This window comes from Paenibacillus sp. J22R67, from assembly GCF_059692175.1.
Genome location: NZ_JCAUAX010000006.1, coordinates 208,019 through 233,722 on the forward strand (window position 1 = coordinate 208,019; position 25,704 = coordinate 233,722).

19 protein-coding genes and 4 tRNA genes are annotated in these 25,704 nt (G+C 47.3%); 19 read left to right on the forward strand and 4 right to left on the reverse strand.

Features of this window, described 5'->3' with window-relative positions; all coding sequences use genetic code 11:
• Positions 1–103: 103 nt before the first annotated feature.
• From AC58VC_RS22960 to AC58VC_RS22985, 6 genes are all read left to right on the forward strand, one after another.
• Positions 104–1,249, forward strand: a complete 1,146-nt coding sequence (locus AC58VC_RS22960) for an outer membrane lipoprotein-sorting protein (protein ID WP_497371700.1) — start codon at positions 104–106, stop codon at positions 1,247–1,249.
• Between the two features lie 444 nt (positions 1,250–1,693).
• Positions 1,694–2,866, forward strand: coding sequence for an alanine racemase (gene alr, locus AC58VC_RS22965; protein ID WP_497371702.1), 1,173 nt, complete (start codon positions 1,694–1,696; stop codon positions 2,864–2,866).
• Positions 2,867–3,082: 216 nt separating this feature from the next.
• Entirely contained in the window at positions 3,083–3,364 is a 282-nt protein-coding gene (locus tag AC58VC_RS22970) for a CopG family ribbon-helix-helix protein (RefSeq protein ID WP_028553892.1), read from the forward strand.
• A 3-nt stretch (positions 3,365–3,367) separates the two neighbouring features.
• Positions 3,368–3,718 (forward strand): type II toxin-antitoxin system PemK/MazF family toxin, encoded by a 351-nt coding sequence (locus tag AC58VC_RS22975; RefSeq protein WP_028553893.1) that lies wholly within the window; start codon positions 3,368–3,370, stop codon positions 3,716–3,718.
• An 87-nt stretch (positions 3,719–3,805) separates the two neighbouring features.
• Positions 3,806–6,136, forward strand: a complete 2,331-nt coding sequence (locus AC58VC_RS22980; RefSeq protein ID WP_497371704.1) for a Tex family protein — start codon at positions 3,806–3,808, stop codon at positions 6,134–6,136.
• A 136-nt stretch (positions 6,137–6,272) separates the two neighbouring features.
• Positions 6,273–6,419: a hypothetical protein gene (locus AC58VC_RS22985; RefSeq protein ID WP_497371706.1), complete on the forward strand. Its 147-nt coding sequence runs from the start codon at positions 6,273–6,275 to the stop codon at positions 6,417–6,419.
• Positions 6,420–6,779: 360 nt separating this feature from the next.
• Here the strand turns inward: AC58VC_RS22985 and cmpA are convergent, their stop codons facing one another.
• Positions 6,780–6,944: a cortex morphogenetic protein CmpA gene (gene cmpA / locus AC58VC_RS22990; protein ID WP_090818813.1), complete on the reverse strand. Its 165-nt coding sequence runs from the start codon at positions 6,942–6,944 to the stop codon at positions 6,780–6,782.
• Between the two features lie 74 nt (positions 6,945–7,018).
• Positions 7,019–7,372 (reverse strand): hydrolase/acyltransferase, encoded by a 354-nt coding sequence (locus AC58VC_RS22995; protein ID WP_497371708.1) that lies wholly within the window; start codon positions 7,370–7,372, stop codon positions 7,019–7,021.
• A gap of 151 nt (positions 7,373–7,523) precedes the next feature.
• Between AC58VC_RS22995 and AC58VC_RS23000 the strand changes: the two genes are divergently transcribed.
• The 3 genes from AC58VC_RS23000 to AC58VC_RS23010 all read left to right on the forward strand — a co-directional run bounded on the left by AC58VC_RS23000 (position 7,524) and on the right by AC58VC_RS23010 (position 8,188).
• Complete coding sequence (locus AC58VC_RS23000; protein WP_497371710.1) at positions 7,524–7,997, forward strand: SprT family protein; 474 nt, start codon at positions 7,524–7,526, stop codon at positions 7,995–7,997.
• A gap of 19 nt (positions 7,998–8,016) precedes the next feature.
• A tRNA-Asn gene (locus AC58VC_RS23005) sits at positions 8,017–8,092 on the forward strand.
• 7 nt (positions 8,093–8,099) lie between these two features.
• A tRNA-Ser gene (locus AC58VC_RS23010) sits at positions 8,100–8,188 on the forward strand.
• Between the two features lie 263 nt (positions 8,189–8,451).
• On the opposite strand, the gene corA is transcribed toward AC58VC_RS23010, so the two are convergent.
• A complete protein-coding gene (corA, locus tag AC58VC_RS23015) occupies positions 8,452–9,381 on the reverse strand; it encodes a magnesium/cobalt transporter CorA (RefSeq protein ID WP_497372133.1) in 930 nt (309 codons plus the stop codon).
• A gap of 155 nt (positions 9,382–9,536) precedes the next feature.
• On the opposite strand from corA, the gene AC58VC_RS23020 reads away from it, so the two are divergent.
• From AC58VC_RS23020 to AC58VC_RS23050, 7 genes are all read left to right on the forward strand, one after another.
• Positions 9,537–9,608 (forward strand) — tRNA-Glu (locus AC58VC_RS23020).
• Positions 9,609–9,625: 17 nt separating this feature from the next.
• Positions 9,626–9,707, forward strand: a tRNA-Leu gene (locus AC58VC_RS23025).
• A 622-nt stretch (positions 9,708–10,329) separates the two neighbouring features.
• Positions 10,330–11,940: an extracellular solute-binding protein gene (locus AC58VC_RS23030; protein ID WP_497371712.1), complete on the forward strand. Its 1,611-nt coding sequence runs from the start codon at positions 10,330–10,332 to the stop codon at positions 11,938–11,940.
• A gap of 137 nt (positions 11,941–12,077) precedes the next feature.
• Positions 12,078–12,932 (forward strand): ABC transporter permease, encoded by an 855-nt coding sequence (locus AC58VC_RS23035; protein WP_497371714.1) that lies wholly within the window; start codon positions 12,078–12,080, stop codon positions 12,930–12,932.
• A gap of 92 nt (positions 12,933–13,024) precedes the next feature.
• A complete protein-coding gene (locus tag AC58VC_RS23040) occupies positions 13,025–13,822 on the forward strand; it encodes a carbohydrate ABC transporter permease (protein WP_497371716.1) in 798 nt (265 codons plus the stop codon).
• An 85-nt stretch (positions 13,823–13,907) separates the two neighbouring features.
• On the forward strand, positions 13,908–15,695 hold the full coding sequence (locus AC58VC_RS23045; RefSeq protein WP_497371718.1) for a sensor histidine kinase: 1,788 nt from the start codon (positions 13,908–13,910) through the stop codon (positions 15,693–15,695).
• On the forward strand, positions 15,692–16,735 hold the full coding sequence (locus AC58VC_RS23050) for a response regulator transcription factor (protein WP_497371720.1): 1,044 nt from the start codon (positions 15,692–15,694) through the stop codon (positions 16,733–16,735). Before AC58VC_RS23045 ends, AC58VC_RS23050 begins: the two co-directional genes overlap by 4 nt.
• Positions 16,736–16,929: 194 nt before the next feature.
• Here AC58VC_RS23050 and AC58VC_RS23055 read toward each other — a convergent pair whose 3' ends face one another.
• A complete protein-coding gene (locus AC58VC_RS23055; RefSeq protein WP_497371722.1) occupies positions 16,930–17,832 on the reverse strand; it encodes an aldo/keto reductase in 903 nt (300 codons plus the stop codon).
• A gap of 175 nt (positions 17,833–18,007) precedes the next feature.
• Between AC58VC_RS23055 and lacZ the strand changes: the two genes are divergently transcribed.
• The 3 genes from lacZ to AC58VC_RS23070 all read left to right on the forward strand — a co-directional run bounded on the left by lacZ (position 18,008) and on the right by AC58VC_RS23070 (position 25,632).
• A complete protein-coding gene (gene lacZ, locus AC58VC_RS23060; protein ID WP_497371724.1) occupies positions 18,008–21,088 on the forward strand; it encodes a beta-galactosidase, LacZ type in 3,081 nt (1,026 codons plus the stop codon).
• 15 nt (positions 21,089–21,103) lie between these two features.
• The gene (locus AC58VC_RS23065; protein WP_497371726.1) at positions 21,104–23,710 is read left to right on the forward strand and encodes a family 78 glycoside hydrolase catalytic domain; all 2,607 of its coding nucleotides are present in this window, start codon (positions 21,104–21,106) and stop codon (positions 23,708–23,710) included.
• 167 nt (positions 23,711–23,877) lie between these two features.
• Positions 23,878–25,632, forward strand: coding sequence for a sensor histidine kinase (locus tag AC58VC_RS23070; RefSeq protein ID WP_497371728.1), 1,755 nt, complete (start codon positions 23,878–23,880; stop codon positions 25,630–25,632).
• The last annotated feature ends 72 nt before the right edge of the window (positions 25,633–25,704 follow it).

Here is a 25,704-nt window from a genome sequence, read left to right on the forward strand (position 1 = left end):
TTGCCTAAATCCGTCCAAGCTGGTAGCTTGGCTGCATAATCGTCCAAGTCCCCTCATATGCATGTACTATGTTGATGTTAATCATGAGTGAGGGGATGATCGAATGCGCCGGGTCACATGGATGGTAGCAGTGGTGATGTGCTTAGCATTGGTTCTCGCAGGATGCGGGATAGGCAAGAAAGATGCAGGATCTATCGTAAAGGATTTGGATCATGTGATCAGCAAAGCGGATAGCTATCAGGCTTCAGGCAGCATGATTTTGCACACAGGGTCACAGCCGCAGGAGTATCAGGTGGAGGTGGCGTTCTCGCCGGAGCATTTCTACCGGATTTCGCTGACCAATGCATCGAAGGATGTAACGCAAATTGTGCTGCGTAATGAAGAGGGCGTATTCGTACTGACGCCGCATCTGAAGAAAAGCTTCCGTTTCCAGAGCGACTGGCCGGAGAATCAAGGACAGGTGTACTTGTTCCAATCTCTAGCTAGAAGTATTATCGCGGACAAGGATCGCCAGTTTACAACGGACAATGATACGTATGTGTTCGATGTGGCGGCGAATTATCAGAATGAGCAGCTGTCTCGCCAGAAAATTTGGCTGAATAAAAAAACACTGGCACCTACGCAGGTTCAAGTGTCCGATACGAACCAAAATGTGATGGTGCAGGTGAATTTCACGAAGTTCGAGTTCGATGCGAAGTTTGATAAGGATTACTTCCAAATGGAGCGCAACATGACGAGCTGGAACATGCAGACATTGCCGACGATGTCCGATGTTAAGGTAACGGATGCTGACCATCCAGCGGCTAGTGTAACGGACAAAAACTTGTCCGCAACAGGTGGGCAGTCCGATCAAGCTGCCACAGGCACAAAAACGGATGCTACGAAGCCGAATGCCGCGGCAAGCAAACCGCAAAGTATCGGCATTATTGAACCGAGTTATCTGCCTAAGGATGTCGTGAAGCAAGATATTACGGATATGAAGCTAGGTGAAGACGCAGCGGTCCTTTTAAGATATAAAGGGAAGTACAACTTCAGTATGGTTGAGGTTAGACCTCAGGCGAAGTCGGTGTCTTTGCAGCCAGGTGATATTGTGGATCTCGGCTTCACGATTGGCGTTCTCACAGGGGAAGATAAGAAGACTCTTACTTGGACGAATGACGGCGTAGAGTTCAGATTAACGACAGGCGATTTGCCGACGAATGAAATGATTAAAGTGGCGATGGCGACGGAAGGCCAATCCGGAAAATAACCAAAGAAAGATCTGCTCTTAGGAGCAGGTCTTTCTTTGTAAATGAAAAAAAGAGCAGGCTCGACCTTTAAAATACGGCTTTTTATGCGATTATCAGAGAAAATTAATGTGGGAAAGTGTGCCAATAGAGAGGCGCGCCCCATGAAGGCTCAAAGATTTCGGATAAGAGTTCTAAGTGCTTCAAATGTACGAGTGGAGTAGCCTTCAGCCGATTTCCAATCGGAGATGGACATGCGAACAAACATGCTCATGAAAAGCGTTGTTTGGATATGACGCGATTTCGCCTTATTTAAGCCCAAAGGACGGTTGACAGTGTTTCGTGACTCGGTTTAACATAGGTTTATCGGTCCTAACGGGTTCGGAATTATTGGAGGGGGAGTCCTGCTGCTCGCATGGAGCGGGCCTTCCCTTGTCCTTTGCATTTGGAAAAAGAGGTGAACGCTGGTGGATGCTTTTTATCGTCCCACGTGGGTTGAAATTTCGTTAGATGCTCTGCGAAGCAACATTGAAGGTTTTCAGAAGATACTGCCGGCAGGAATGAAACAGATGGCAGTCGTTAAAGCGGATGCGTACGGACACGGGGCTGTAGAAGTATCCAAAGAGGCTTTAGCCGCAGGTGTGGATTACTTGGGTGTGGCGTTTTTTGATGAAGCGCTGGAGCTAAGGAATGCAGGAATAACCGCACCTATTCTGGTTTTAGGCTATACGCCTCCTGAGGGAGTCGAGCGGGCACGAGAGCTTGATGTTACGATAGCGGTCTATAGTCATGATGTCCTCAAGGAGCTGCAGGCACAGCAGCATAAGAAGAAGCTGAAAATCCACATCAAGCTGGATACTGGCATGGGTCGGCTTGGCTTGCATACGGAAGCGGATGCAATTCCATTCATCGAGCAAGCGCTGACGCTGCCGAATGTGGAGGTCGAAGGATTATTCACGCATTACGCGAATGCGGATGAAGTGGATAAAAGCTATACGCTGGAGCAGTATCGTCGTTTTGAGCGTATTGTGAGCCATTTTATAGATAAGGGTGTAACGTTTCCGTATATACACGCAGGCAACAGCGCAGCGGCTATTGATTTGCCTGGTCTCACGTATTCGATGGTACGGCTCGGCATCTCGATGTATGGGCTTTATCCTTCCGAGGACGTGGATCAAACGAAAATTGCGTTGAAGCCTGTGCTCAGTCTCAAAACAGGTATCGTCCATCTCAAAACGTTGCCGCCAGACTCCGGAATCAGCTATGGAACGATCTATCATACAAAAGGCGAAGAGCAGATCGGTACGCTGCCAATTGGGTATGCGGACGGGTATTCACGAATGCTTTCGGGTAAGGCAGAGGTTCTGGTTCGGGGTAAAAGAGTGCAGGTCGTCGGCCGAATTTGTATGGACCAATGTATGATCAACGTGTCCGACGTTAAGGATGTGCAGGCTCTCGATGAGGTTGTGCTGATTGGGGAGCAGGATGGAGAACGCATTACGGCTGAAGATATTGCTCGTCAGCTAGGTACAGTTAATTATGAAGTGATTTGCATGATTTCACATCGGGTCGCACGTGTGTATGTGCGCGGCGGCGAACGAGTGGATGCCATTAATCCGCTGATGCGTCATCGTTACTAGATCTTGGGTCTCATCTAATTCATGAATTTACCATTTAAAAAGTATCCTTCCTTTAGAGGGATTTTAGAGTAGGCTATCGAATACGTAGTGAAGAATCTTATATCCATAGGTGTAACATATTTGATATACTGGATGCATATATCTATTGTATAATTTGGTTTTCAAGTTGACATACTGGTAATATTGTCTTTGTATCGTTTCTGGGGGTGCGAGAGTGTGAGTAATGCGCATAATACGAAAAGGATCATGATTAGCTTGCCTGACAATCTGTTGCAAGAAGTGGACGGCATTGTCGAGAAGGAGAACTCCAATCGCAGCGAATTTATTCGCCAGGCAATGAAGCTGTATTTAATTGAACGCAAAAAGCGCAGTCTACGCGAATCCATGCAGCGAGGATATATGGAGATGGCGAAAATTAATCTCAGCATGGCATCTGAAGCTTTTCAAGCGGAGGAAGAAGCGGACGGAACGCTTGATCGCTTAGTAAGCGGGGTGTAAGAAGTGATTGTGAAACGTGGCGATGTTTTTTTCGCAGATCTTTCGCCGGTAGTAGGGTCGGAGCAGGGAGGAGTTCGTCCTGTTCTAGTGATCCAAAATGATATCGGCAACCGCTTTAGCCCAACCGTGATTGTTGCAGCGATTACAGCTCAAATCCAAAAGGCAAAGCTACCCACGCATGTGGAAATCGACGCGGAGACGCATGGATTCGATCGAGATTCGGTCATTCTGCTTGAACAAATCAGAACGATTGACAAGCAACGGCTTACGGACAAAATTACGCATTTGGATGAAGAAACGATGCGAAAGGTTGACGACGCTTTGCAAATTAGTGTGGGACTGATAGAATTTTGAATAGGATCAGGAACGGACGAGGGTAAGTGGTTCCCTCGTTTTTTGGTTTGCTTACATACTTGAATTCAATTGAAGTGGGGAATAACAATGACGATATTGGATACGATGATGAACAAATGGTTCCACTCAGCAAGCGAAGCATCCGGAAATACCGGTGTGCAGAGCGCAGCAGAAGAAGAGCAGCCCGGAAGCAAGGGAGCTAAGAACAAATACGAGGAAGAGCAAAAGGAAAAAGTCGTGCTCTCTGAAGAAAAGAAAGCGGAGATCCAAGAGCGAATCTTAAAGCAGATCTCCGCTGAGCTGCAGCTACCCACGGGTAAAGTGAAAACGACGATGGGGCTGCTGGATGAGGGGAATACAATCCCTTTTATAGCGCGGTACCGGAAAGAGATGACAGGTGAGCTAGATGAAAACCAGCTGCGAGACATCGAGGAGCGTTTGCAGTATTTACGCAACCTCGAGGATCGCAAGCTGGAGGTCGTGCGTTTGATCGACGAGCAGGGGAAGCTGACAGACGAGCTGCGTAAATCGATTGAAGGCGCTGCAAAGCTGCAAGAAATCGAAGATCTGTATAGACCGTATCGTCAAAAGCGGAAGACGAGAGCAAGCGTAGCCAAAGAGCGTGGCTTAGAGCCGCTAGCGGAGTGGATCTGGAAGCAGCCTAGACAAGGCTCGCTCGATCAAGAAGCGGAGCGGTACATAAATGCGGACAAGCAGGTAGCAAGCGCGGCAGACGCCATCCAAGGCGCGATGGACATCTTAGCGGAGAACATGGCGGACGATGCTAAGATTAGAGCCTGGGTGCGTAGATACACGCAGGATCAAGGGATATTACATACAGAGGCAAAAGATGCAAAGGCTGAGTCCGTCTATGAGATGTACTATGCCTATCAGGAACCAGTGAAGCGTCTGCCGCCTCACCGTATTCTTGCCATCAATCGCGGGGAACGCGAGGAAATTCTTAAGGTTAACATGGTTGTTGCGGTAGATAAAATTCATGATTATATAGCTAGGCAGATTATCAAAGGGCAATCCGTTGTACAGGATGTGCTTCGTGCGATTGTCGAAGATGCTTACAAGCGTCTAATCGCACCGTCCATCGAGCGCGAAGTGCGCGGGGAAATGACAGAGATGGGCGAGGAGCAAGCGATTAAGATTTTCGCAGAAAATCTGCGTAATCTGCTGCTCCAAGCACCCGTCAAAGGGCACGTTGTGCTCGGTGTCGATCCCGCTTACCGGACAGGCTGCAAGCTGGCCGTCATCGACGACACCGGGAAAATGCTTGAAATCGCCGTGACGTACCCAACACCTCCTAATAATAAGGTGGCGGAAGCCAAGGCGAAGTTCAAGCAATTGATCAGCAAGCACGGCGTAGAGCTGATCGTCATTGGGAATGGAACGGCTTCCCGTGAAACGGAGCAGTTTGTGGCGGAGCTGATTGCCGAGATCAAGGAGCAGAAGCTCAAGTACTTGATCGTCAGCGAAGCGGGGGCGAGCGTGTACTCCGCATCGAAGCTGGCGCAGACGGAGTTCCCTGACCTCGATGTCGCGGAGCGTAGCGCGATCTCGATCGCGCGGAGGCTGCAAGACCCGCTCGCGGAGCTTGTAAAGATCGAGCCGAAGGCCATCGGCGTCGGGCAGTATCAGCATGACGTTTCGCAGAAACGTCTGGATGAGAACTTGAAGGCCGTCGTAGAGTCGGCCGTTAACCATGTCGGTGTGGACCTCAACACGGCGTCCCCGTCTCTGCTCTCCTACGTGTCGGGCGTGAACGCGACACTGGCGAAGAACATCGTCAAGTATCGCGAGGAGAACGGCAAGTTCAGCTCCCGACAGGAGCTGTCGAAGGTTCCGCGCCTTGGCGCGAAAACCTTCGAGCAGTGTGTCGGGTTCATGCGGATTCCGGGCGGCCGGAACCCGCTGGACAACACCCCGATCCATCCGGAGTCTTACGACGTCGTGGATCGGCTGTTCAAGGAGCTGCGCCTGGAACTGGCGCAGCTGGGCTCGCAGCAGCTTCTATCGCTGCTGCAAACGCTGGAGCCTGAGGAGATGGCTCCGAAGCTGGGTGTTGGTGTCCCGACGCTGCGGGACATCTTAGACAGCCTGCAGCGTCCTGGGCGGGATCCGCGGGAAGAAGTCCCCGCGCCGATCTTCCGCACTGACGTGCTGCAGCTGGAAGACCTTGTGCCGGGCATGGAATTGACCGGCACGGTGCGCAATGTCATCGACTTCGGTGCTTTCGTCGATATCGGCATTAAGAACGATGGGCTGGTGCATATCTCCCAGCTCAAGAATGGCTTCGTGAAACATCCGATGGATGTTGTTTCCGTTGGAGACATTGTTCAGGTATGGGTGCTGAACGTGGATCAGAAAAAAGGACGCGTCGGCTTGACCATGAAAAAGCCGCAGCAATAAGCAAATAGATAGCAGTTGGCGGCGATGAGCTGCCGGCTGCTTTTTTTTCCACATCATCCTCTCCAACCAGAAATTGAAATTAATCCTCGTTTGGGGGCTGTCCCACCTCCTTCACAGAATATACAACGGAGTTTTGTTGGCTAACGACCGCAATGAGCATGTCCTCATTCGCCAAACGGGTCAGCCACTCGGAGGCTATGCGAAAAGGGACATTACATTCGGCAGCGATGTCCTGGATACGGATCTGGCCATTACAGCGCCTCGCAACGTCCAGAATAACTAGCTTCCTTAATTCCCACAGAAAGGGCGTATAGGAGGAGTTAGGGGTGTTAGGTACGGAATAAGACGATTTTCTTTCATGCAGCAGATACACGTTGTCTCCTTGACCTTTTTTCGTTCTACGACGTAAAACCACAGATCTTCAGCTCCCTTTATATATGTTTAGATAACAAAAAAACACACTGACCCGCAGATTACTCTGCTGGATCAAGTGTGCTTCACTCAACGGACTATTACATTTATTTACAGTATAGTGGGCTCATTTCGAATATGCAACATATTTTTTTATTTACGATTGCTGCTTCTATGTAACGGTTACGGCAAAAAAGCCAGCACCTGTTTCAAACAAGTACTAGCCCTTTTATCAGAATTTACGTTTGCCCGGTCCGTCCGTCGATTGGGTGTCAGGCCACTCCTCTTGTGAGCGGCGGGTGCGGTAAAAGTACCAGCTATCATTCAGCAATCGGATTTGTCTGCGGTTTTTGTTCTGGAAGGCCCGCATTAATTGATTACAGAGCCATTGCGGCATATGCCCATCCCCTTCTTCGCCATGTACTTATAGCATATGAAGGAAAGGGGAGTAGGGTGCAGGTCCTTATGACATTATGCTTCAAATTCCTCTTCGTACCACTGTTCGAGCTGTGCTTGAAGGGCGCGGATTTCAGTTAGCAGTGAGACCAGCGGATAGGATTTCTCCTGAATGCCGGCAAAGGATTTTTCCAAACGATTGATATACTCTAATCCTTGGATGAGCGTATACGTCGTTCCGATTAGCTCCAGGTCATCACATTCTGCAATCACTCTAGGAAGCTGAGGGACATCGTCGGCAGTCAGTTTATCTAATTCTTTGTGCAACCTTTGATTCAGAGCTGTTAGTTGATAGGAATAGGAAGATGGCATCGCAACAAATTCTACTTGCTGGTCGAGCTTGAGAATGGCATATCGCATTTGTGGCATTTGATTGGTCAAATCCTCTCTGTATAAAGCTTTCGATCTTTCTTTTCTACTTGACAGTATAGCCGTACATACGGTACAAATTCAAGTGAGAACTTGTCTAAGATGAGCTTGCGATGAAAGTTTCTAATGAAAAATCTAAGGAGCGTAGGGGATGGAGGATCGGGAACTTCAGGAGTGGATTGAGCAAATTTCTTTGGCCTCGTTTGGAAGGCCGTTTGTTCATCAGGCGCGTTTTAACCGAAGATTGAGGTCGACGGGAGGGCGCTATTTTACCAAATCCCATGATATTGAAATCTCTTGGATGCAGTGGGAGACGTTTGGTCGTGAGGAAATTGAGAAAATCATTAAACATGAACTTTGCCATTATCATTTACATATATTAAAAAAAGGTTATAAGCACCGCGATCATGATTTCAAGTCGCTGCTCGCGCAGGTTGGAGGTTCCCGCTTCTGTCAATCGCTTCCGCAGGCGCGTCAGCAAAGAGCTTATAAATACAGGCTGGAGTGCGTTAATTGCAAAACGGAGTATTTCCGAAAGCGAAAAGTGGATGTTCGCAAGTATGCCTGCGGCAAGTGTAAGGGAAAATTGAAATCGTATACACTTGACTTACCAACGCCTTCATAATAAAATAAAACTTATTCATTCCCTGATAGCTCAGTTGGTAGAGCACTCGACTGTTAATCGAGTTGTCACAGGTTCGAGTCCTGTTCGGGGAGCCATATCTTTGGAGAGATACCCAAGTGGCTATAAGGGGACCCTCTGCTAAGGGGTTAGACTGCGTAAGCGGTGCGAGGGTTCGAATCCCTCTCTCTCCGTATCGTTTTGGAAATAAGCTCAGATGGCTTTTGCGCCGTTTGGGCTTATTTTTTTTGAAGATAATGATAGGGCTTAACTGTGGGACGCTATTTCAGCTTTTTAGGGAGAAAAGCTGAAATAAGAGCCTGTAGGTCCTCTTCAGCATCCAAACTTCGCTTTTCGCCTAAATAGCGTCTCGTAGTTCCGCTAAGGGGTCTAGAAGGAATGAGATGCAGGAAGTGATGAGTCAAAGTTTGCCTTTCGATTTTCATAGTTTGCGTAGTCAGAACCAATGTTTGCGTTTAAAAAAGTACCACATCAAGAATCCGATGCCAATCATCAGAATCCAAACATACAAGTAGCCATAGTCCCAGATTAGCTCGGGAATGATTTTGAAATTCATGCCGTAGACACCGACAATGAAGGTAAGCGGCAGAAAAATCGTGCTGAAAACCGTTAATGTTTTCATAATTTCGTTCATGCGATCGGATTTCATACTCATCTGAAGCTCAAGCAGCCCAGTCAGCGATTCACGAAAAATGTCCAAGGAATCTACGACACGTGAGATGTGGTCCATAATATCGAGAAAGTAGACATCATCTTCTTCACGTGTGTAGGGGAAGGAGTGGTGCGCAATAGCCGTTAGGGTAATTCGCTCATCGACAATGACGCGGCGAAGCTGGTGCATGGTCCTTTTCAGCTGGAAAATATCCTGTGCGATGCGAATCGCAGGGTTCTGATACACGGCCTGTTCCATACTGTCCAGACGATCGTCCAGATGTTCCACGATGACGGTATAATCGTCGACACAGCGATCCAGAATGGCATGTAGAATTGCGCCAGGATGGCTGATTCGTTCAGGCACTTCTTGGCACGTGTGATAGAGCTGATCGATGAAAGGAAGCTGGTCCTTGTACACGGTAATAACAAAATTAGAGCCGATCACGATCGCAATTTCCTGGGGTTCCAGCCCCTCAGATACCGCGAAGAAGGTCAAGAAGATGTGATTTTTGTACGTATCCATCTTCGGTCGTTGGTTTAGCTTGATGGCGTCCTCAACGAGGAGCGGGTGGCACTTGAACACATTACCAAGGACGTGCTTGACTTCATCTGGTGAGGGGTTCTCCATTCTCACCCAAACGACTTCGTTTGGGGCTGGAACGCGTACCTCTTCCTCGTGGACGGTTGCTTGTGTAGATTCATATATGAGCATGGATGACAAACCAAACACCTCGGTTAGGTTGAATTGGTTTCAGCATACCATATTTGTCCGGAAGCGATCCAGATTTTGCACTTGTCAATTGAGATTTGATCCTTTATAATAACAATTGTCGTCAAAATGGGCTGCACAAGCTTACTGACTTTCGTGGCCCGTTGGTCAAGTGGTTAAGACACCTCCCTTTCACGGAGGTAACAGGGGTTCGAGTCCCCTACGGGTCAGTTTATTATCCTCTTATGCGGTCGTGGTGGAACGGCAGACACACCATCTTGAGGGGGTGGCGCTCACAAGGCGTGAGGGTTCAAATCCCTCCGACCGCATCCCAAGAAAAAATCTGAGATTCCTTGATGTATAAGGAGTCTCAGATTTTTTTGTTCTTGTATTTTATATATCTTAACGTCGTAAAACCAGCTTAACGCCAGCGTGGGAGTCTCGCTCGCGCCAAAGGTGTCCCATCCAGCCCCACAAACTGCAAAAAGTACAGCAAATGATCTCACTTTTTCCATTTTTAGAGATAAACATGTAAAAAGTACATGGCATTCATTGCCTTTTACCCTACATATGCAGAAATCACCAATTTAGCTGTATTTTTTGCAGGATATGAGTCGAAATCGAAGACTTCCGCCAAATTTGCTGCACTTTTTGCAGGATTTGTATGGCCAGACAAAGTCTCCACTCTCCTATCCAAATTCGTGGGCCCCGCCATAACATCTCCCGCCCCGCTTACGCGCACAGTTCAACCAAAGCTACCCTGAACTGAACACTTTAGCAAGCTACGTTTGCTTTTATTGTTCGTTAATGAACTGTCCTTTCGTGTGTGAAGTATTTTGAATAAACACATAATTCCGACTAAAAACACATGTAAATATTTTGTAAGTGCCAATATAATGAAAACTATCATGGGCCCATGATAATAAAGTTTATAGAGAGGGGCTACTTCATTTGAAAGCACTTTCGAATAACTATCGTTTCTTACGCAAACGGAGTACTGTCACGATAGTTGGAGCTTTGATGTCTGTTGTTATGTTAGCCGGTTGTGGTAATTCTTCTAATGATCCCAAAGCAACGTCCACTTCAAGTACTTCGGCCACTGTGCCCATTCATATTCTTTTGTCCCATTCCGAATTCGCCTATGCGAAACAAGCCAAAGAAGATGATATCTACAAAAAAGAGTTGAACCGATTATCTGGTTTCAATGTTAAGTATGATTTCTTGGGACATAGCGATTATGCTCAGCAGTTATCCCTTCGTTTTGCATCTGGTGATCTAGCCGACTTGATCCGCACGGACAGTGTAGTATCTACCATTCACAGCGGTGCTGTCGATCAAGGTGTTTTTCTCGAACTCGGTCCTCTCATTGATAAATACGCGCCTACGTTAAAAAAGAAAATACCTGCAGAATTCTGGAAAAGTCCTCGTATTTCTAAGGACGGTAAAATTTTTGGCATACCCGTTACCCGTGGGGTACCAGCTGATCGTTCTATCTTTATCCGCCAGGATTGGCTTGATAAGCTGAAAATGGATGCTCCTAAGACACTTGATGAGTACTTAGCTTTCTTCGAAGCGGTTAAAAAAGAAGATATGAACGGCAATGGGGATCCAAATGATGAGTATGGCTTAGGCATGTTCAACAATATTATTTGGACGGATATTTTCACACCTGCATTCGGTGTTCATACGAACAAGTGGAGCCTCAAGAATGGGCAACTCGTTCCTGATATTATCGACCCAAGAATGAAGGAAGCGATCGCTTTCTACAAGCAGTTATACGATAAAGGATACATTAATCCCAATTTGTTTGTGAAAAAAGAAGATGAGCAGAATGCTTCCATTGCTAAAGGGGAAGTTGGCGTTTGGGGCGCTGCTGTTTACCAATACTTGGCTGGGTACGGCAAGGATAACGCAGCAAAAACGTTTCTTAACCAACCCACTGCCTCTGTTAGCATGATTGCCCCCCCACAAGGCCCGCGTGGTGATAAGGGAATGGCACTGCAATCGGATGAGATTTATTTCGTATGGGTGATTCCGGCCAAGACCAAAAATCCAGAGAACATCATTAAGTATCTGGAGTGGGCTTACAGCAGTCCTGACGCTGATCAATTTTTTGCCTATGGCATCAAAGGGCAAAACTTCTCGGAAGAAAACGGACAGATTAAGTACGATATTAATCAGCCAGTCAATGTAGAGAAGAATGCTTTCCAAATGTATCAAGTTTCATTGAACCCGCGTGAAATTGGATTCGCAGCTCCGCTTGTGCTTAAGGCTCTGCCGGAGTCTGACAAAATTACAAAGGGTTATGCGACATCAAAAGAGAGTCTTATCCCCAATGAAGCTAAATACATGCCTCGCTTGGAGTCACTCGCAAGCCATCCGGAATTAAATATTGGAGCTGCTCAAGGCACGCTTTTCCTGGACATGTTTGCTAAGGTGCTTACAGGACGTGAACCGCTTGATTCGGCGTTCGACAATTTTGTGGTTGAATGGAAAAAACGAGGCGGCGATGCCGCTATTAAAGAAGCGACAGAATGGTATAACAAGTTCAATACTAAATAATCAATGGACCCAGCTAAGCGTGGATCGAGATTAGGTCTGACTTGGATCTCCTATTGCTCGATCCACATCATTTCACAAAGGGGGAGAACGCCCTGTTTGCACAGATCCGACTCAAAGAATCCTGGGTGCTTATCCTCATGGCAATCCCCGGTTTAGTCTACTTTTTCACGTTCAAATATATCCCTCTGGTTGGCAATATCATTGCTTTTCAGAATTACAACCTATTTCAAGGGTTTACTCACAGCAAATGGGTGGGGCTGGATCATTTTCTTACGTTGTTTCGTTATGATGATTTCTGGATTATTATGCGCAACTCATTAAAACTTGGGCTTTACTCCATTATATTCGGTTTCCCCGCACCATTAATTCTAGCATTATTGTTGAACGAATTACGGGCAATGTGGTTGAAACGTCCACTTCAGACGATGTTGTATTTGCCGCATTTCCTTTCATGGGTCATTGTAGGCGGTATCTTTACTAATCTTCTTGACGCTAAGGGCTGGATGAATCAACTGCTTGATCATTTTGGCCTCGGGCCCTTTGACTTTTTGGGGAATTCCACAACGTTCCTTGGAACGATAATATCTATTAGCATTTGGAAAGAAATTGGATGGGGCACTATCATCTATCTGGCCGCGCTTGCTGGAATCAATCCGAGCTTATATGAGGCTGCTACGGTAGATGGAGCTAGTAGGATTCGGCAAATATGGTCGATTACGCTGCCATCGCTTATGCCGGCAATCATAGTTCTATTGCTTCTAAGAGTAGGGAATCTATTAGATGCCAATATTGAGCAAATGCTAATGTTCCTAAATCCGCTTGTGCGAGATGTTGGTGAAGTATTTGACACGTATATTTATAGAGTTGGTTTATTAGACAGCCAGTATAGTTATTCCACCGCAATCGGAGTGTTTAAATCAGTTATTGGCTTGATATTGTTGACTTTGGTTAATACATTGAGCAAAAAGACGACGGGTGAAAGTGTTTATTAGACAAACAGGAGGGGATTGACCTGAGAATCGCTCGTTCCTTTCAATGGTTTTCAGTTGTAAATATAGCTGTCTTAGTTGTAACCAGTTTGAGTATGATTGCGCCTTTAATTCATTTATTGGCCGTGTCGCTAAGCCTCCCGGAATATGCGAATGCCAAATTGGTAGGGCTTTGGCCCAAAGGCATGCAGTTTGATGTCTATGGATCTATTTTTGCGTTAGATGAGATTTGGAAAGCTATGGGAGTAAGCATTTATATTACTGTCATCGGAACGCTTGTGACGCTGCTCCTCTGTTCGCTCTTAGCCTACACGCTCACGAGGCCAATGATGCCAGGGCGGCAAATCATCATGAAACTGATTGTCGTTACGTTCGTTTTTCCTGTACCTTTGATTCCGAGTTACTTATTAGTCAAGCAGTTGGGCATGATTAATTCGCTATGGTCACTCATTATTCCTGGGGCGATGAGCGCGTTCTATGTTCTCATTATTCGAACTTTCTTTAAAGCACTTCCTGGGGAGTTGTTTGAAGCAGCCAAAATGGATGGTTGTGGGGAATTGAGCATTTACGCTCGCATTGTATTACCATTATCGATGCCCGTACTCGCTACCATCACCTTATTTCATACGGTTAGCCAATGGAATTCCTATTTCTCAGCAACGATTTACATTCGTTCGCGAGACTTGTATCCACTTCAGGTTCTGCTGCGTAATCTCATTGTAGACAATGGTGCCAATACTGGAATGAGCGATTTCCAACTTAGTACACAGTTTACGCCAGAAATGATGAAAGCGGGCATCGTGTTGGTCGCTACCTTGCCGATTCTTATTGTATATCCGCTTCTTCAAAAGCATTTCGTTAAAGGCGCTATGCTGGGTTCGGTCAAAGAATAGATAAGGGTATCTTGATTTCGTAAAATAAGTTATTTTTATAATAGACAACTTAGAAGCACAGACGGAAGAAAAAGGGGAATGCGAAATGCGAATCAAGACGATGACGATTAAGTTAAAGCTGGTTCTGCTCTTCTTCGGATTCTTCTGTTTGCCGTTTTTAATCCTTGGCAAGTTCTGGTACGACCGTTCTATGGAAACCATCGAGGATAATGCCATTAATAATAATCAACAGCTTATGCGCCAAATAAATTATAACCTTGATGTCTATTTCTCTGATATTAAGAAGGCGACGCTCCCTTTGCTTGCCCATCCTCTCGTACAGCAGTTTGTCAAAATAGACCCTAATAATCAATATGACTATTACGATTTAAGCTCTCGTATCCGAGCAGACCTCATTCCTAACATGGTATATAATCGAGATGATATTTATGGACTGTCCATTATTTCACTGAAAGGTCCTTATTATAGCAATATAGCTTTCTCAGATCGTGTAGACAGGTATAGAAAGGAATTCGCTGACAACTACAAGGACAATTTTCGGATTCTGGGCATCAGCATGACGGGTGACGGTACGGAGGTTATTACGGTCTTTCGAAGAATCATAGATAATGAAACGTATGTAACAGCAGGTTATCTCATCATTGATTTATCCTTGGACCGAACGACCGACATTATTAACCAAGCTCAACTTGGTAAAACAGGGATTATCTCCATCGTGAACACGGACGACAGATATCTGTACCACCCTGATTCGCAAAAGTGGCAGCAGCTTCTTCCGGATATGTATAAGAGTCGCTTCGACAACATACATACACCTTATTTTACGAATGGGACAGGTGCAAGCAAATCAATTGTTGTGTTTAATCGCTCAGCATCAACAGGGTTGACGATTGTATCGGAAGTTCCGCTGCGGGAACTGATGGAAGATTTGATCTATTTTCGAAATCTAACCCTTGGTTTTGTCTTACTGCTAATCGCTTTGGCCTTTGTGACTATTCTCAGCTTTTCACTATCCATCACGCGCGCACTCTCGCACTTAATGAATTTAATGAAAAAAGTGGAGATGGGCGATCTGAGTATACGCGCTCCAATGCGTAAGGATGAAATCGGAAGTTTGAACAGAGGTTTTAATCTGATGTTAGAAGATTTGAATCGGCTAATTAACATGATTCATACGTCCCATCAGAAGGAAAAAGAAATGGCTATTCATCAAAGAGAATCTAAGCTGCAGATGCTTCAAGCGAGAATCAACCCCCATTTTCTGTATAATACGCTGGGAGTTATTAATGCCTATGCCATCATCGCTAAGGTTAAACCGATTAGTCAGATGACGGTATGGTTGTCCGATATATTCCGGTACAGCATCGATAATCCAGAGGACACGGTATCCCTCGCTGAAGAAATCCAGCACATGTTCAACTATATTCACATTCAGAAGGAACGCTATCAGAGTTTGGAAGTAGACGTAGATCTGGACCTCAATTGTTTGAAGGAAATTCATACACTTCGTCTCACTGTGCAGCCGATTGTTGAGAATGCCTTTATTCATGGTTATGAGGATTATTCGATAAAACCTACGTATATCGGTCTCCGAGCTAGCTTCGATGATGCTGGAATAAAGCTTCTGATTATTGACAAAGGCAGGGGGATGCCGCCAGATCTAGTGGAGACGTATAACCAAGCCTTCTCCTTTATGTCGGAGGAGCAAATGCTGCAAGCGAGCGCTCCTTTTGGAGGGATCGGCATGTGGAATGTCCACAGCAGGCTGAGACTGGAATTCGGTGAGCCCTACGGCCTTTCCATTGTAGCCTCAGAGAGCATTGGAACAATTGTCGAGATTAGAATGCCTTACCGGAAGGAGCAATCTGTATGATGACCGTCGTCGTTGTCGAAGATGAACCAATCGTAAGAATGGGGCTGATTGCTCTGATGGAGTCAGAAGCCGAAGGATTCAGAATCGTAGGGGAAGCCGAGGATGGGCAGCAGGCCCTGGAACTGGCAAGACTGCACGTGCCGGACATCATTATTACGGATATTCGTATGCCTGTGATGGATGGATTGACTTTTATGTTGGCCCTTAAGCAGGAAGGTATTTCATCAGCGGTTATCGTAGTATCCGGTTATGGGGAGTTTGAATATGCTCAGCAGGCTCTGCGCGCTGGTGCAGCAGATTATTTATTGAAACCGATTAATGAGGATCACCTGCTGCCAACGTTAAATGCTTTACGGGAGAAGTTACAACTAGAGAAAGCACGCATTGTTCATGATAACAAGGAGCAGTTATGGTCTTTCAAAACAAGTGCCAAGCAGCTGGCTAACGATTTATGGAATCTTCGGGAGCTGGAGATTGAGAAAGAGCTGAACTCGTTACAGCATGAACTTATGAAGAATAGGCTGTCTGCCTATGACATGGAAAGAAAACTTATGGGTTATATCGCCTTGTTGGAAGATGAGTTTCGCTCTGCTGCGGGGCAAGAGTTACCATTTCCGCGAGGTTTCGATAAGATGACGCATCACTTCGATACATTTATCAGTCATATTTATGCTGCTATGAAAACGATTCGAGGAACTAGAAACTGGGGATACGGCAAGGTGATTCAAGCGGGAATTGCCTATGTGGACAAACATTTTGGTGATCCTGATCTTACATTAACGAAAATTGCCCAGCAGCTTGAAGTAAAACCGGCTAATTTCAGCCATATGTTTAAAACAGAGCTTGGCGTTCCGTTCAGTCAGTATCTGATCCGATTGAGAATGGATAAAGCCGCAAAGCAGCTTTCTGAGTCGGCTAACAAAGTGTATGAAGTTAGCGCTGCTGTTGGATTTTCGGACTATGTTCATTTTTCCAAAATGTTCAAACGACATATGGGCTTCACCCCCACAGAATATCGCCAAAGTAAGTGGAGATCGTAGCGCGTACAATAGCGGGTTTCCATAGGTTTCATATACTGCCGATCGCATCGCCAGTAGAGAAAAACCTCCAAATTCACTTATGTAAGTGGAAATTGGAGGTTTTTGGCGTAAGGGAATCGTTAACGGGAGAATTTCCCGGTAATCAAAAGTGAGCACCGCTCTCCAGCCAATTCACACCTCTTCGCGCCACCCGTTCAGCCCAATCCGCGCCAATCCGGCTGCGCTCGCTCTTTCCATCGCAAGCGAATAGCTTCATACTCGTCCGACGTCAGATTTCCTTGCGTAAGCCACTGCGCATTCTCCTGCCATCTGCCCTGTTTGGCAGTACCTACAATAGCTGTATGCACACCGGGCACGGATAGGGTGAAACGCAGCGCGTTTCCGATCGCATCGCTGGAACCTACCTTCAGGAAGTCGTAATCCAGCTGCTGAAGCCTGTTCCAGTACTCTTGATGCCGATCATTCGCAATGTTCTCAGGGGCGATCCATACCGCGTTTGCAATAGGGCGTTTGGCAACAACGCCAATACCTCGCCTGCCCGCTTCAGGCAGCGTCAGCTCGATTGCTTCTTGGTCGGCGATACTGACGGAGGTTTGCAGGGACTGAAAGGCTCCGCATTGGGCGGCATATTTGGCGGCAGTGTGATCTCCGCTATATCCTGCGAAGCGAATCTTTCCTTTTTCTTTGGCTCTAAGGAGCACATCAATCACGTCGCCTTGACGGAGAATGGCTTCCGAGCAGTTATGTAGATGCACCACGTCGAGATAATCCGTTTGTAAGCGTGCTAGGCTCCGGTCAATTGTCTCTTCTAGCAGCGAAGGTTCCCAATCCGGCCGGTCGTAACCAGCTACTTTCCCATGGCCGCACTTCGTGAACAAGTAGTAATCATTTCGGCGATGTTTCACTGCTTGGCCAATCAACGTTTCACTATCCCCATAACATTCACCTGTATCGATCAAATTGAGGCCTTCATCCAGCGCACTTTCTAGTAAATAGGAAATTTCTCTAGCATCAGCACCGATAAAACCGATCTCTGCAGCTCCGAATCCCAGAGCGCTAACTTGCATGCCCGTCCTGCCGTATTCACGTCTTTCCATAACGTTATCACTCCCTAGCCAATCGGATGATCTTGTCCATTTATTATCACATAGACAAGGCGCATCGGACTGTAGAAAATCCCGACTTGTTTTAGCACAGTTTTCACAACAAAAGTGGTCGGATTTTTGAATAGTCATCATGGCTATTCGTCGACTATGCTGAGAAGGATACACGATGGAGGCGAATAACATGATGCCTGGAGATCACGTTCCAGATTGGCAAAATCTAAGCATTTTAGAGAGAAATACAGAGCTGCCGCATGCGGATTTAATTCCATATGGCGATTGGGAGGGTGCTCTGGCAAATGAGAGAGAACGATCGCCCTTTGTGCAGCCTTTGAATGGCGAGTGGGCTTTCCAGTATGGGGAATCCGTGGCAGAAGTGCCTGCTGATTTCTATATGGACAGCTTTGAAACGAGTGATTGGTCTACAATACCAGTCCCTTCCAACTGGCAATTGCACGGGTATGGGAGACCCCATTACAGCAGTTGTCCGTATCCTTTCCCGATCAATCCGCCTTATGTGCCGAATCATAATCCGGTTGGCTGCTACAGAACCCGGTTTCACTTCCAAGAAACAGAAAAGAAGCAACGGGTTCATCTTGTTTTTGAAGGTGTGGATTCAGCCTTTCACGTTTGGATGAATGGCCACTTCGTCGGCTACAGCCAAGGGAGTCACTTTCATTCTGAGTTTTATGTAAGCCCTTACTTACGCGAGGGACAGAATGTGATTGCCGTGCAAGTTTATCAATGGTGCGATGGCAGTTATTTAGAGAGCCAGGATAAATGGCGAATGAGCGGCATCTTTCGCGACGTTTACTTGCTGTCTTCTCCCCAAGTATCCGTGAGGGACGCTAGAGTCAGGACTCGTTTGGATCAGGGCTATGCGAAAGCGAGCTTAGAGGTTCGAGTCCAGTTGGCTGGCGTAACGGATGCACCATTCTTGAAGTCGGACTTCTATCAACTTCGGATGACTTTGTTGGATAAGGAGCGTCATATTGTCTGTGATCGATACCATCATGTGCGGCAGGATGAACCCGTGGCAGAGCTAGTTCACGAGGTGCTGTCACCCCGTTTATGGACGGCGGAGTCGCCTTACTTATATACGTTATTACTCACGATGTACGATAAAAAGCAGCAAATCATAGAGGTCAAAAACATACACGTCGGTTTCAGGGACATTAGAATCGAGGAGGGACGGCTGCTCGTTAACGGCAGTCCGATTATTATTAAGGGCGTTAATCGTAACGAATTCGATCCTGAGCTAGGTTATGTGACAACGATGGAATCGATGCTGCGGGATATCACTTTGATGAAGCAGCACAATATCAATTCGGTTCGACTATCGCATTATCCGAATGATACAAGATGGCTGGAGTTGTGTGATCGTTTTGGTTTATATGTCATCGACGAAACGGATCTTGAGACACATGGATTTCATTTCTATGGGAATGAGGGTCATCTGGCTCAGCAGCCTGAGTGGGAAGAGGCGTTCGTCCAGCGGGCGAAACGAATGGTGGAAAGGGACAAAAATCATCCCTCCATTATCATGTGGTCGCTTGGCAATGAGTCCGGTTACGGAGCCAACCACGATGCCATGGCGGCATGGATCAGGGAAGCCGATCCAACTCGGCCGATTCACTATGAACGTGCCTACGATGCACCCGTTGTTGATGTCGTCAGCTCGATGTACCCTGCGGTGGAAACGATCATTCAAGAAGGCTGCAAGGACGATAAGCGTCCATATCTCATGTGTGAATTCGGGCATGCCATGGGTAACTCCGTTGGGAATCTGCAGGAGTATTGGGAGGCGATCTACACGTATCCTCGTCTGCTTGGAGGTCTTATCTGGGAATGGGCGGACCAAGGTATTAAGCAGCAAGCAGGAGCAGATGAAGCGTGGTACGCGTATGGCGGCGATTTTGGGGAAGAACCGCACAGCGGCCATTTCTGCTTGGATGGGCTGCTTTTCCCCGATCGTTCAATCAAAGCATCCTTGTTAGAGTACAAGAAGGCGATTGAGCCGGTGAAAATCGAGGTTATGGATGTCACCTTAGGAAAGCTGAGCGTACAGAATAGGTATGACTTTGTGTCGTTATCCCATTTGCAGGGATCATGGAGCTTGTGGCGAGACGGTGTCACGGTGGAGAAAGGGGAGCTTGCGAGGCTGCATACCCCTGCAGGATTGTCTGAGGATATCCACATCCCCATCGACGTACACGAGCTGAAGAATAAGGGTGAATACTGGCTTCACATCCGTTTTGTGCTGCGCGATTCTGTCGTTTGGGCTGAAAAGGGTCATGAAATTGCCTGGGCTGATATCCCGGTACTAACCATTGCCGAGACACAAGATCCGAACCAAGCTATTCAGGGGTCAAGCCCATTGTCGATCCGAGAAAGCTCCCGCCAAATTACGCTAACAGGCCAAGATTTCAATATGGTGTTCGACAGGGATCAAGGCGTAATGACAACGTGGATGTACAAAGGAGTGTCCTTATTGACGGCAGGCCCTAAACTCCAGCTATGGCGGGCTCCGGTTGATAACGACGTCCACCTCGCCAAAGAGTGGGTGAAAGCGGGCTACAATCGACTTGTCACTGATGTGCGCGAGGTCGTGGTGGATCGCACGGAAGCGGGAGGCTGCAGAATCACGATGAAATCCATCGTTGGGCCGCGAGGCGGGAAGATCGTTTGTGATTCCCGCGTGGTCTATGCCATCGCTGCAGACGGTGAAGTGTCCTTGGCTGTGCACATTGAACCGAGAGAGGAACTGCCACCGCTGCCTAGGTTCGGGGTTGAGCTTGTGATGCCTGACAGCTTCAACCAACTGGCATGGTTTGGCCGTGGGCCGCACGAATGTTATGCGGATCGTAAGGAGAGCGGTAAGCTGGGCGTATACAGCGGATCGGTACAGGATCAGTTCGTGCCGTATATTAAGCCGCAGGAGAATGGCAATAAAACGGATGTACGGTGGTCATCCCTTGTGAATCAAGAGGGAGTTGGGCTGCTGTTCACGGGAGAGTCGACCTTTGACACAAGTGTTCATCACTACACGACGGAAGATTTGACGACAACCAAGCATGTTCATCATCTGACAAGGGTCGATCAAACCATTGTCAAATTGGATGCCAGACAAAGCGGCCTAGGCAATCATAGCTGCGGCTATGCGCCTACGCTCGACACTTATTTGATTAAAGCTGAGCCGATGAATTTTACGATTCGTATAAGACCTGTCTCACTTTCAACAACACTATAAATGGAGGGTTACCTTATGACGATACGAGTTGCACTTTGTAAAACCGAATATATGCTGAATCCGATTGGCCTCGATGTCCTGAAGCCTCGACTTTTCTGGCAATTGCACGCTGATATTCAAGGAGTCATGCAGAGCGCGTACCACATTATGGTTGCCACTACTCGGGAAAAGCTAGAGAGTGACCAAGCGGATATGTGGGACAGCGGCAAGGTGAATTCGAATGCATCGACGCATGTGCAATATGAGGGTCAGCCGCTCCAGTCTGAAGGGGCCTATTATTGGAAAGTACGCGTCTGGGACGGAGCGGGTGCGGTCACGGAATGGAGCGAGACGGCGTTCTGGATGATGGGCATATTGTCGCGAGGCGATTGGAAGGCGCAGTGGATCGGACGCAAATCCGAGCCAGGAGCCCTCATGCAGCCATCTCCATTTTTCAGGAAATCATTCGAGGTCAAGAAAAAGGTGAAGCGAGCCATTGCTTATGCGACAGCATTAGGCGTCTACGATTTGCATGTGAATGGCGAGCGGATCGGCGATCGTTTTGCCCCGGGATGGACGGATTATAACACGCGTGTACAGGTTCAGGCGGTTGATGTAACAGACAAACTGAAGACTGGCGATAACGCGTTTGGCGTTATTTTGGGAGATGGCTGGTACGCGGGGACTGTGGGATTCCTCGGTGATAAAGTTTACGGGGAAAGACCGTTTTTCCTCATGCAGGTAAGCTTGGATTATGAAGATGGAACGAAGGAAAGCGTGATGACGGATCGTTCATGGACAACGACCAGAGGGCCGATTCAATACTCGGATATGATCAAAGGGGAAGCCTACGACGCAAGAGAGGAATTGACTGGATGGAACGAGCCCGGTTATGTGGATTCAGCCTGGGAAGCGCCGGATGTGCGCTCAGGGTATAACGGACTTCTCGTGGCAGCGACTGAGCCTCCGATCCGCATCACCAAAACGATGAAACCGATCAGCATAAAGAAGACAGCAGCTGGTACTTATATCTATGATATGGGCCAAAATATGGTTGGATGGACGGCCGTCACGGTTCAAGGTGAGCTTGGAACGATGATTACATTAAGTCATGCGGAGATTCTGAATCCAGATGGCACACTATATGTGGATAACTTACGAGAGGCTTGTCAGCAGGATCACTATATGCTAAAAGGAGATGGACAGGAAAGCTATGAGCCTCACTTTACGTTCCACGGCTTCCGATATGTCGAATTGATTGGTTACCCAGGTGAACCTGATCTGGATACGATTACAGGGAAAGTTGTTCACTCCGATACACCCGTTACCGGGAAGCTGGAGACATCCGACGCGATGGTGAACCAGCTGTATTCGAACATTACTTGGGGGCAGCGTGGAAACTTCCTGTCGGTGCCGACGGATTGCCCGCAGCGGGATGAGCGGTTAGGCTGGACAGGGGATGCGCAGATTTTTGCCCGTACAGCGGCTTACAATATGGATGTCTCCCGATTCTTCAGCAAATATGTCTGGGATATGGTGGATTGCCAGCAGCCTTCAGGGGCATTTACGGATGTTGCGCCAGATGCAGGGTGGATTCGCCATAAAAACTGGAATACGAGGCTGAACTGGTTCGCCCCGGACAACTCGGGTTGGGGAGATGCCGGTGTCATTATCCCATGGACGATCTATCTGATGTACGGCGATGTTCGTGTCCTCGAGACGCATTATGATGCGATGGTCAAATGGGTGGATTATTTGAAAAATACCACTGACGAGCTAGTGCGCCCAGGGTATGCCAATTATGCCGATTGGCTGTCCATCGGGGCTGACACGCCGAACGAAGTGCTAGCAACAGCTTATTTCGCCTACAGCACGAAGCTGCTTGCGCAAATTGCTGGTGTATTGGGCAAAGTAGACGAAGTGGGCCAATATCAAGCTTTATTTGGCGATATCGCTGCGGCGTTCCGCAAGGCTTTTGTCGCTGAGGATGGACGTATTCACGGCGACACGCAGACGGTTTACGTATTAGCGCTGCAGTTCGGGCTGCTGACGGAAGAGCAGAGCAAACAAGCGCGTGATCGTCTTGTAGCAGACATTCAGGGGCGAGGCGACCGCTTATCAACGGGATTCCTGGGCGTAGGCTACTTATTGCCGGCGCTGACGGACAATGGCAGCTTGGATGTTGCTTACAAGCTTCTGACGCAGGAAGCGTTCCCGTCTTGGATGTATTCCATCAAACATGGGGCAACGACGATCTGGGAGCGCTGGGATGGATGGACGGAGGAGCAAGGTTTTCAGACGCCGTCGATGAATTCCTTCAATCACTATTCTCTGGGCTCCGTTGGCGAGTGGATGTTCCGGTATATGGCTGGTATTGAAGCAGATCCTGCGTCGCCTGGTTTTCAGCATGTCATTATAAGACCGAAACCGGGCGGGAACTTGAGCTGGGTGAAGGCAAGCTATGAATCTCTTTACGGCTGCATTACGGTAGAATGGCGTTTATCGGAAACAGGAGATTTCCATCTCCAAGTGGATGTCCCTGCCAATACGACGGCAACCATTCAATTGCCAGATCCATCTGCATCGGAGCACAAGGTAGGTTCAGGAAGTTATGTGTTTGAAAGTGTTTCTATGCTAAACTAAAAGCAAGTTCCTAAGATACAGACCGGGATCGGATAGAGGGTGAGCGTTAGCGCTGCCTCCATCTGGCTCCGGCTGTTTTCGCATAGAAAGAAAGGCAGGTCACCAAGATGCGTTGGATGGAAGGCTTGAGGAAGAAACTAGAGATCCTATTTCCGAGAATTCGTACGATGCTGCTATTGAGCTATTTTGTCATTATCCTCTTCTGCATTGCTCTAATTGGAACCGCTTCATTCTATATTTCCTACAATTCTATGGCGGAACGCGTAGAAACCGCGAGCTCGCAAATCGTCCGTCAGATCGAATTTAATATGGATAATGATTTTCATAATAAAAGAAATCTGCTCCTCGCTCCCTATTACAATCAGGATTATATTGACAACATTAATGCTTACCCGACTATGGACAGTCAGAATAAGTTTCTATTTCGTCAGAAGCTTGGAGATCTGTTTTTGAAAAGCTTTAACATTACGCCGATTCCCGACTTTATCCGTTTTCAAATTTATTACAGCGATGGAGAGCTGCTCAATTCCTCCGACAATACCTCATTCGGCAGCCCGAGTCAGGTGCTGAATGCCGACTGGTTTAAGCAAACCATTGCCAAAGACGGGCTTGTGAATTTCTTCAGCTCCCCTTCTGTCAGCGGGCAGGAGGAGAGTTCAACAGCTTACTCAACCTCGCTGCTCATTCGCGATTTCTCGAATCCGACTGGATTTATTGTGGTGCGCGCCGACTATAATTACGGTCTATTTAAAGGCATTGGCCAGCGTGCTGACCTGACGAAGAATAGCCGCTTTCTGATATTAAATGATATTAATAATCCGATATTCGATTCGGCAGACGGGCATGCGGCCGACATGGATACGCAGGCATTATCCGAGATTAAAGGGGATGGCGGCAAGTTTTGGACAGGAAGCGGTGATCAGACCATGCTTGTTTCCTACACCCGCTCCCAATATTCCAATTGGAAAACCGTGCTCATCATGCCTAAAAAGGAAATATTCAGCTCGCTTGATTCCATCAAAACGGCAGCATTCTGGACGGCTTTGGTCGCTTTCTTGGTGACTGCGATCCTGTCGCTGCTGTTCGGAAGGAGTATTACCAATCCGATTCTGGATCTATACAAAACCGTTAATCACATTAAACGAGGCGATTTCTCCGTGAGGGTGGATATTAAAAGGAAAGATGAAATTGGCCGAATCGCGATGAATTTCAACGCTATGCAGGATGAATTGCAGAAGCAGATTGAAACGAAGTATGTCTATCAAATTAAGCTGCAGCAGATGGAGCTGGCCATGCTCTATTCCCAGATTAATCCGCATTTTCTGTACAACACGCTAGATAGCATTAAAGCAATGGCCGATTACCACGACGTGGAGGAGGTTGGCCAAATGGCGCAGTCTTTGGCCGATATGTTTCGCTATAACACGAAAAATACCGACGAAGTCGTCACACTGCAGGAAGAGCTCGTGCAGATTGATGCGTATATCAATATTCAGAGCATTCGTTTCGAAGGCAAGATTGATTATCGCTTAGACATCGAAGATGAGCTGTACAATTTTCCAATGTTAAAAATGACCCTTCAGCCGTTGGTTGAAAATGCCGTTTTCCACGGGATCGAACGTAAAAGAGGAAAAGGCACGATTCACATCAAGGCGTGGAAGGAAGGGGAATGGACGTATATCCAAGTCAAAGACGATGGTGTCGGCATCTCGGAGAAACGGCTGGAGCAGATTCTAGCGTCGCTCAGACAACCGCTCTATCAGGAGGAATATAAGCTGTCTGCGGCAAGCGGCGGCATTGGCGTCCAGAATGTATACGCCAGGTATACGATTCGTTACGGGGAGCAGTTCCAATTCAGTATTGAAAGCAGAAAAGGGATAGGGACGGAAGTGACCTTGAAACTGGTCCATCAACTCGGTTGAAAGCAGGATGTAGGAATATTCAACATAGAAAGTCGTTATCGTGCATGGGGCATAAGTAAGCGGTTGCAATAT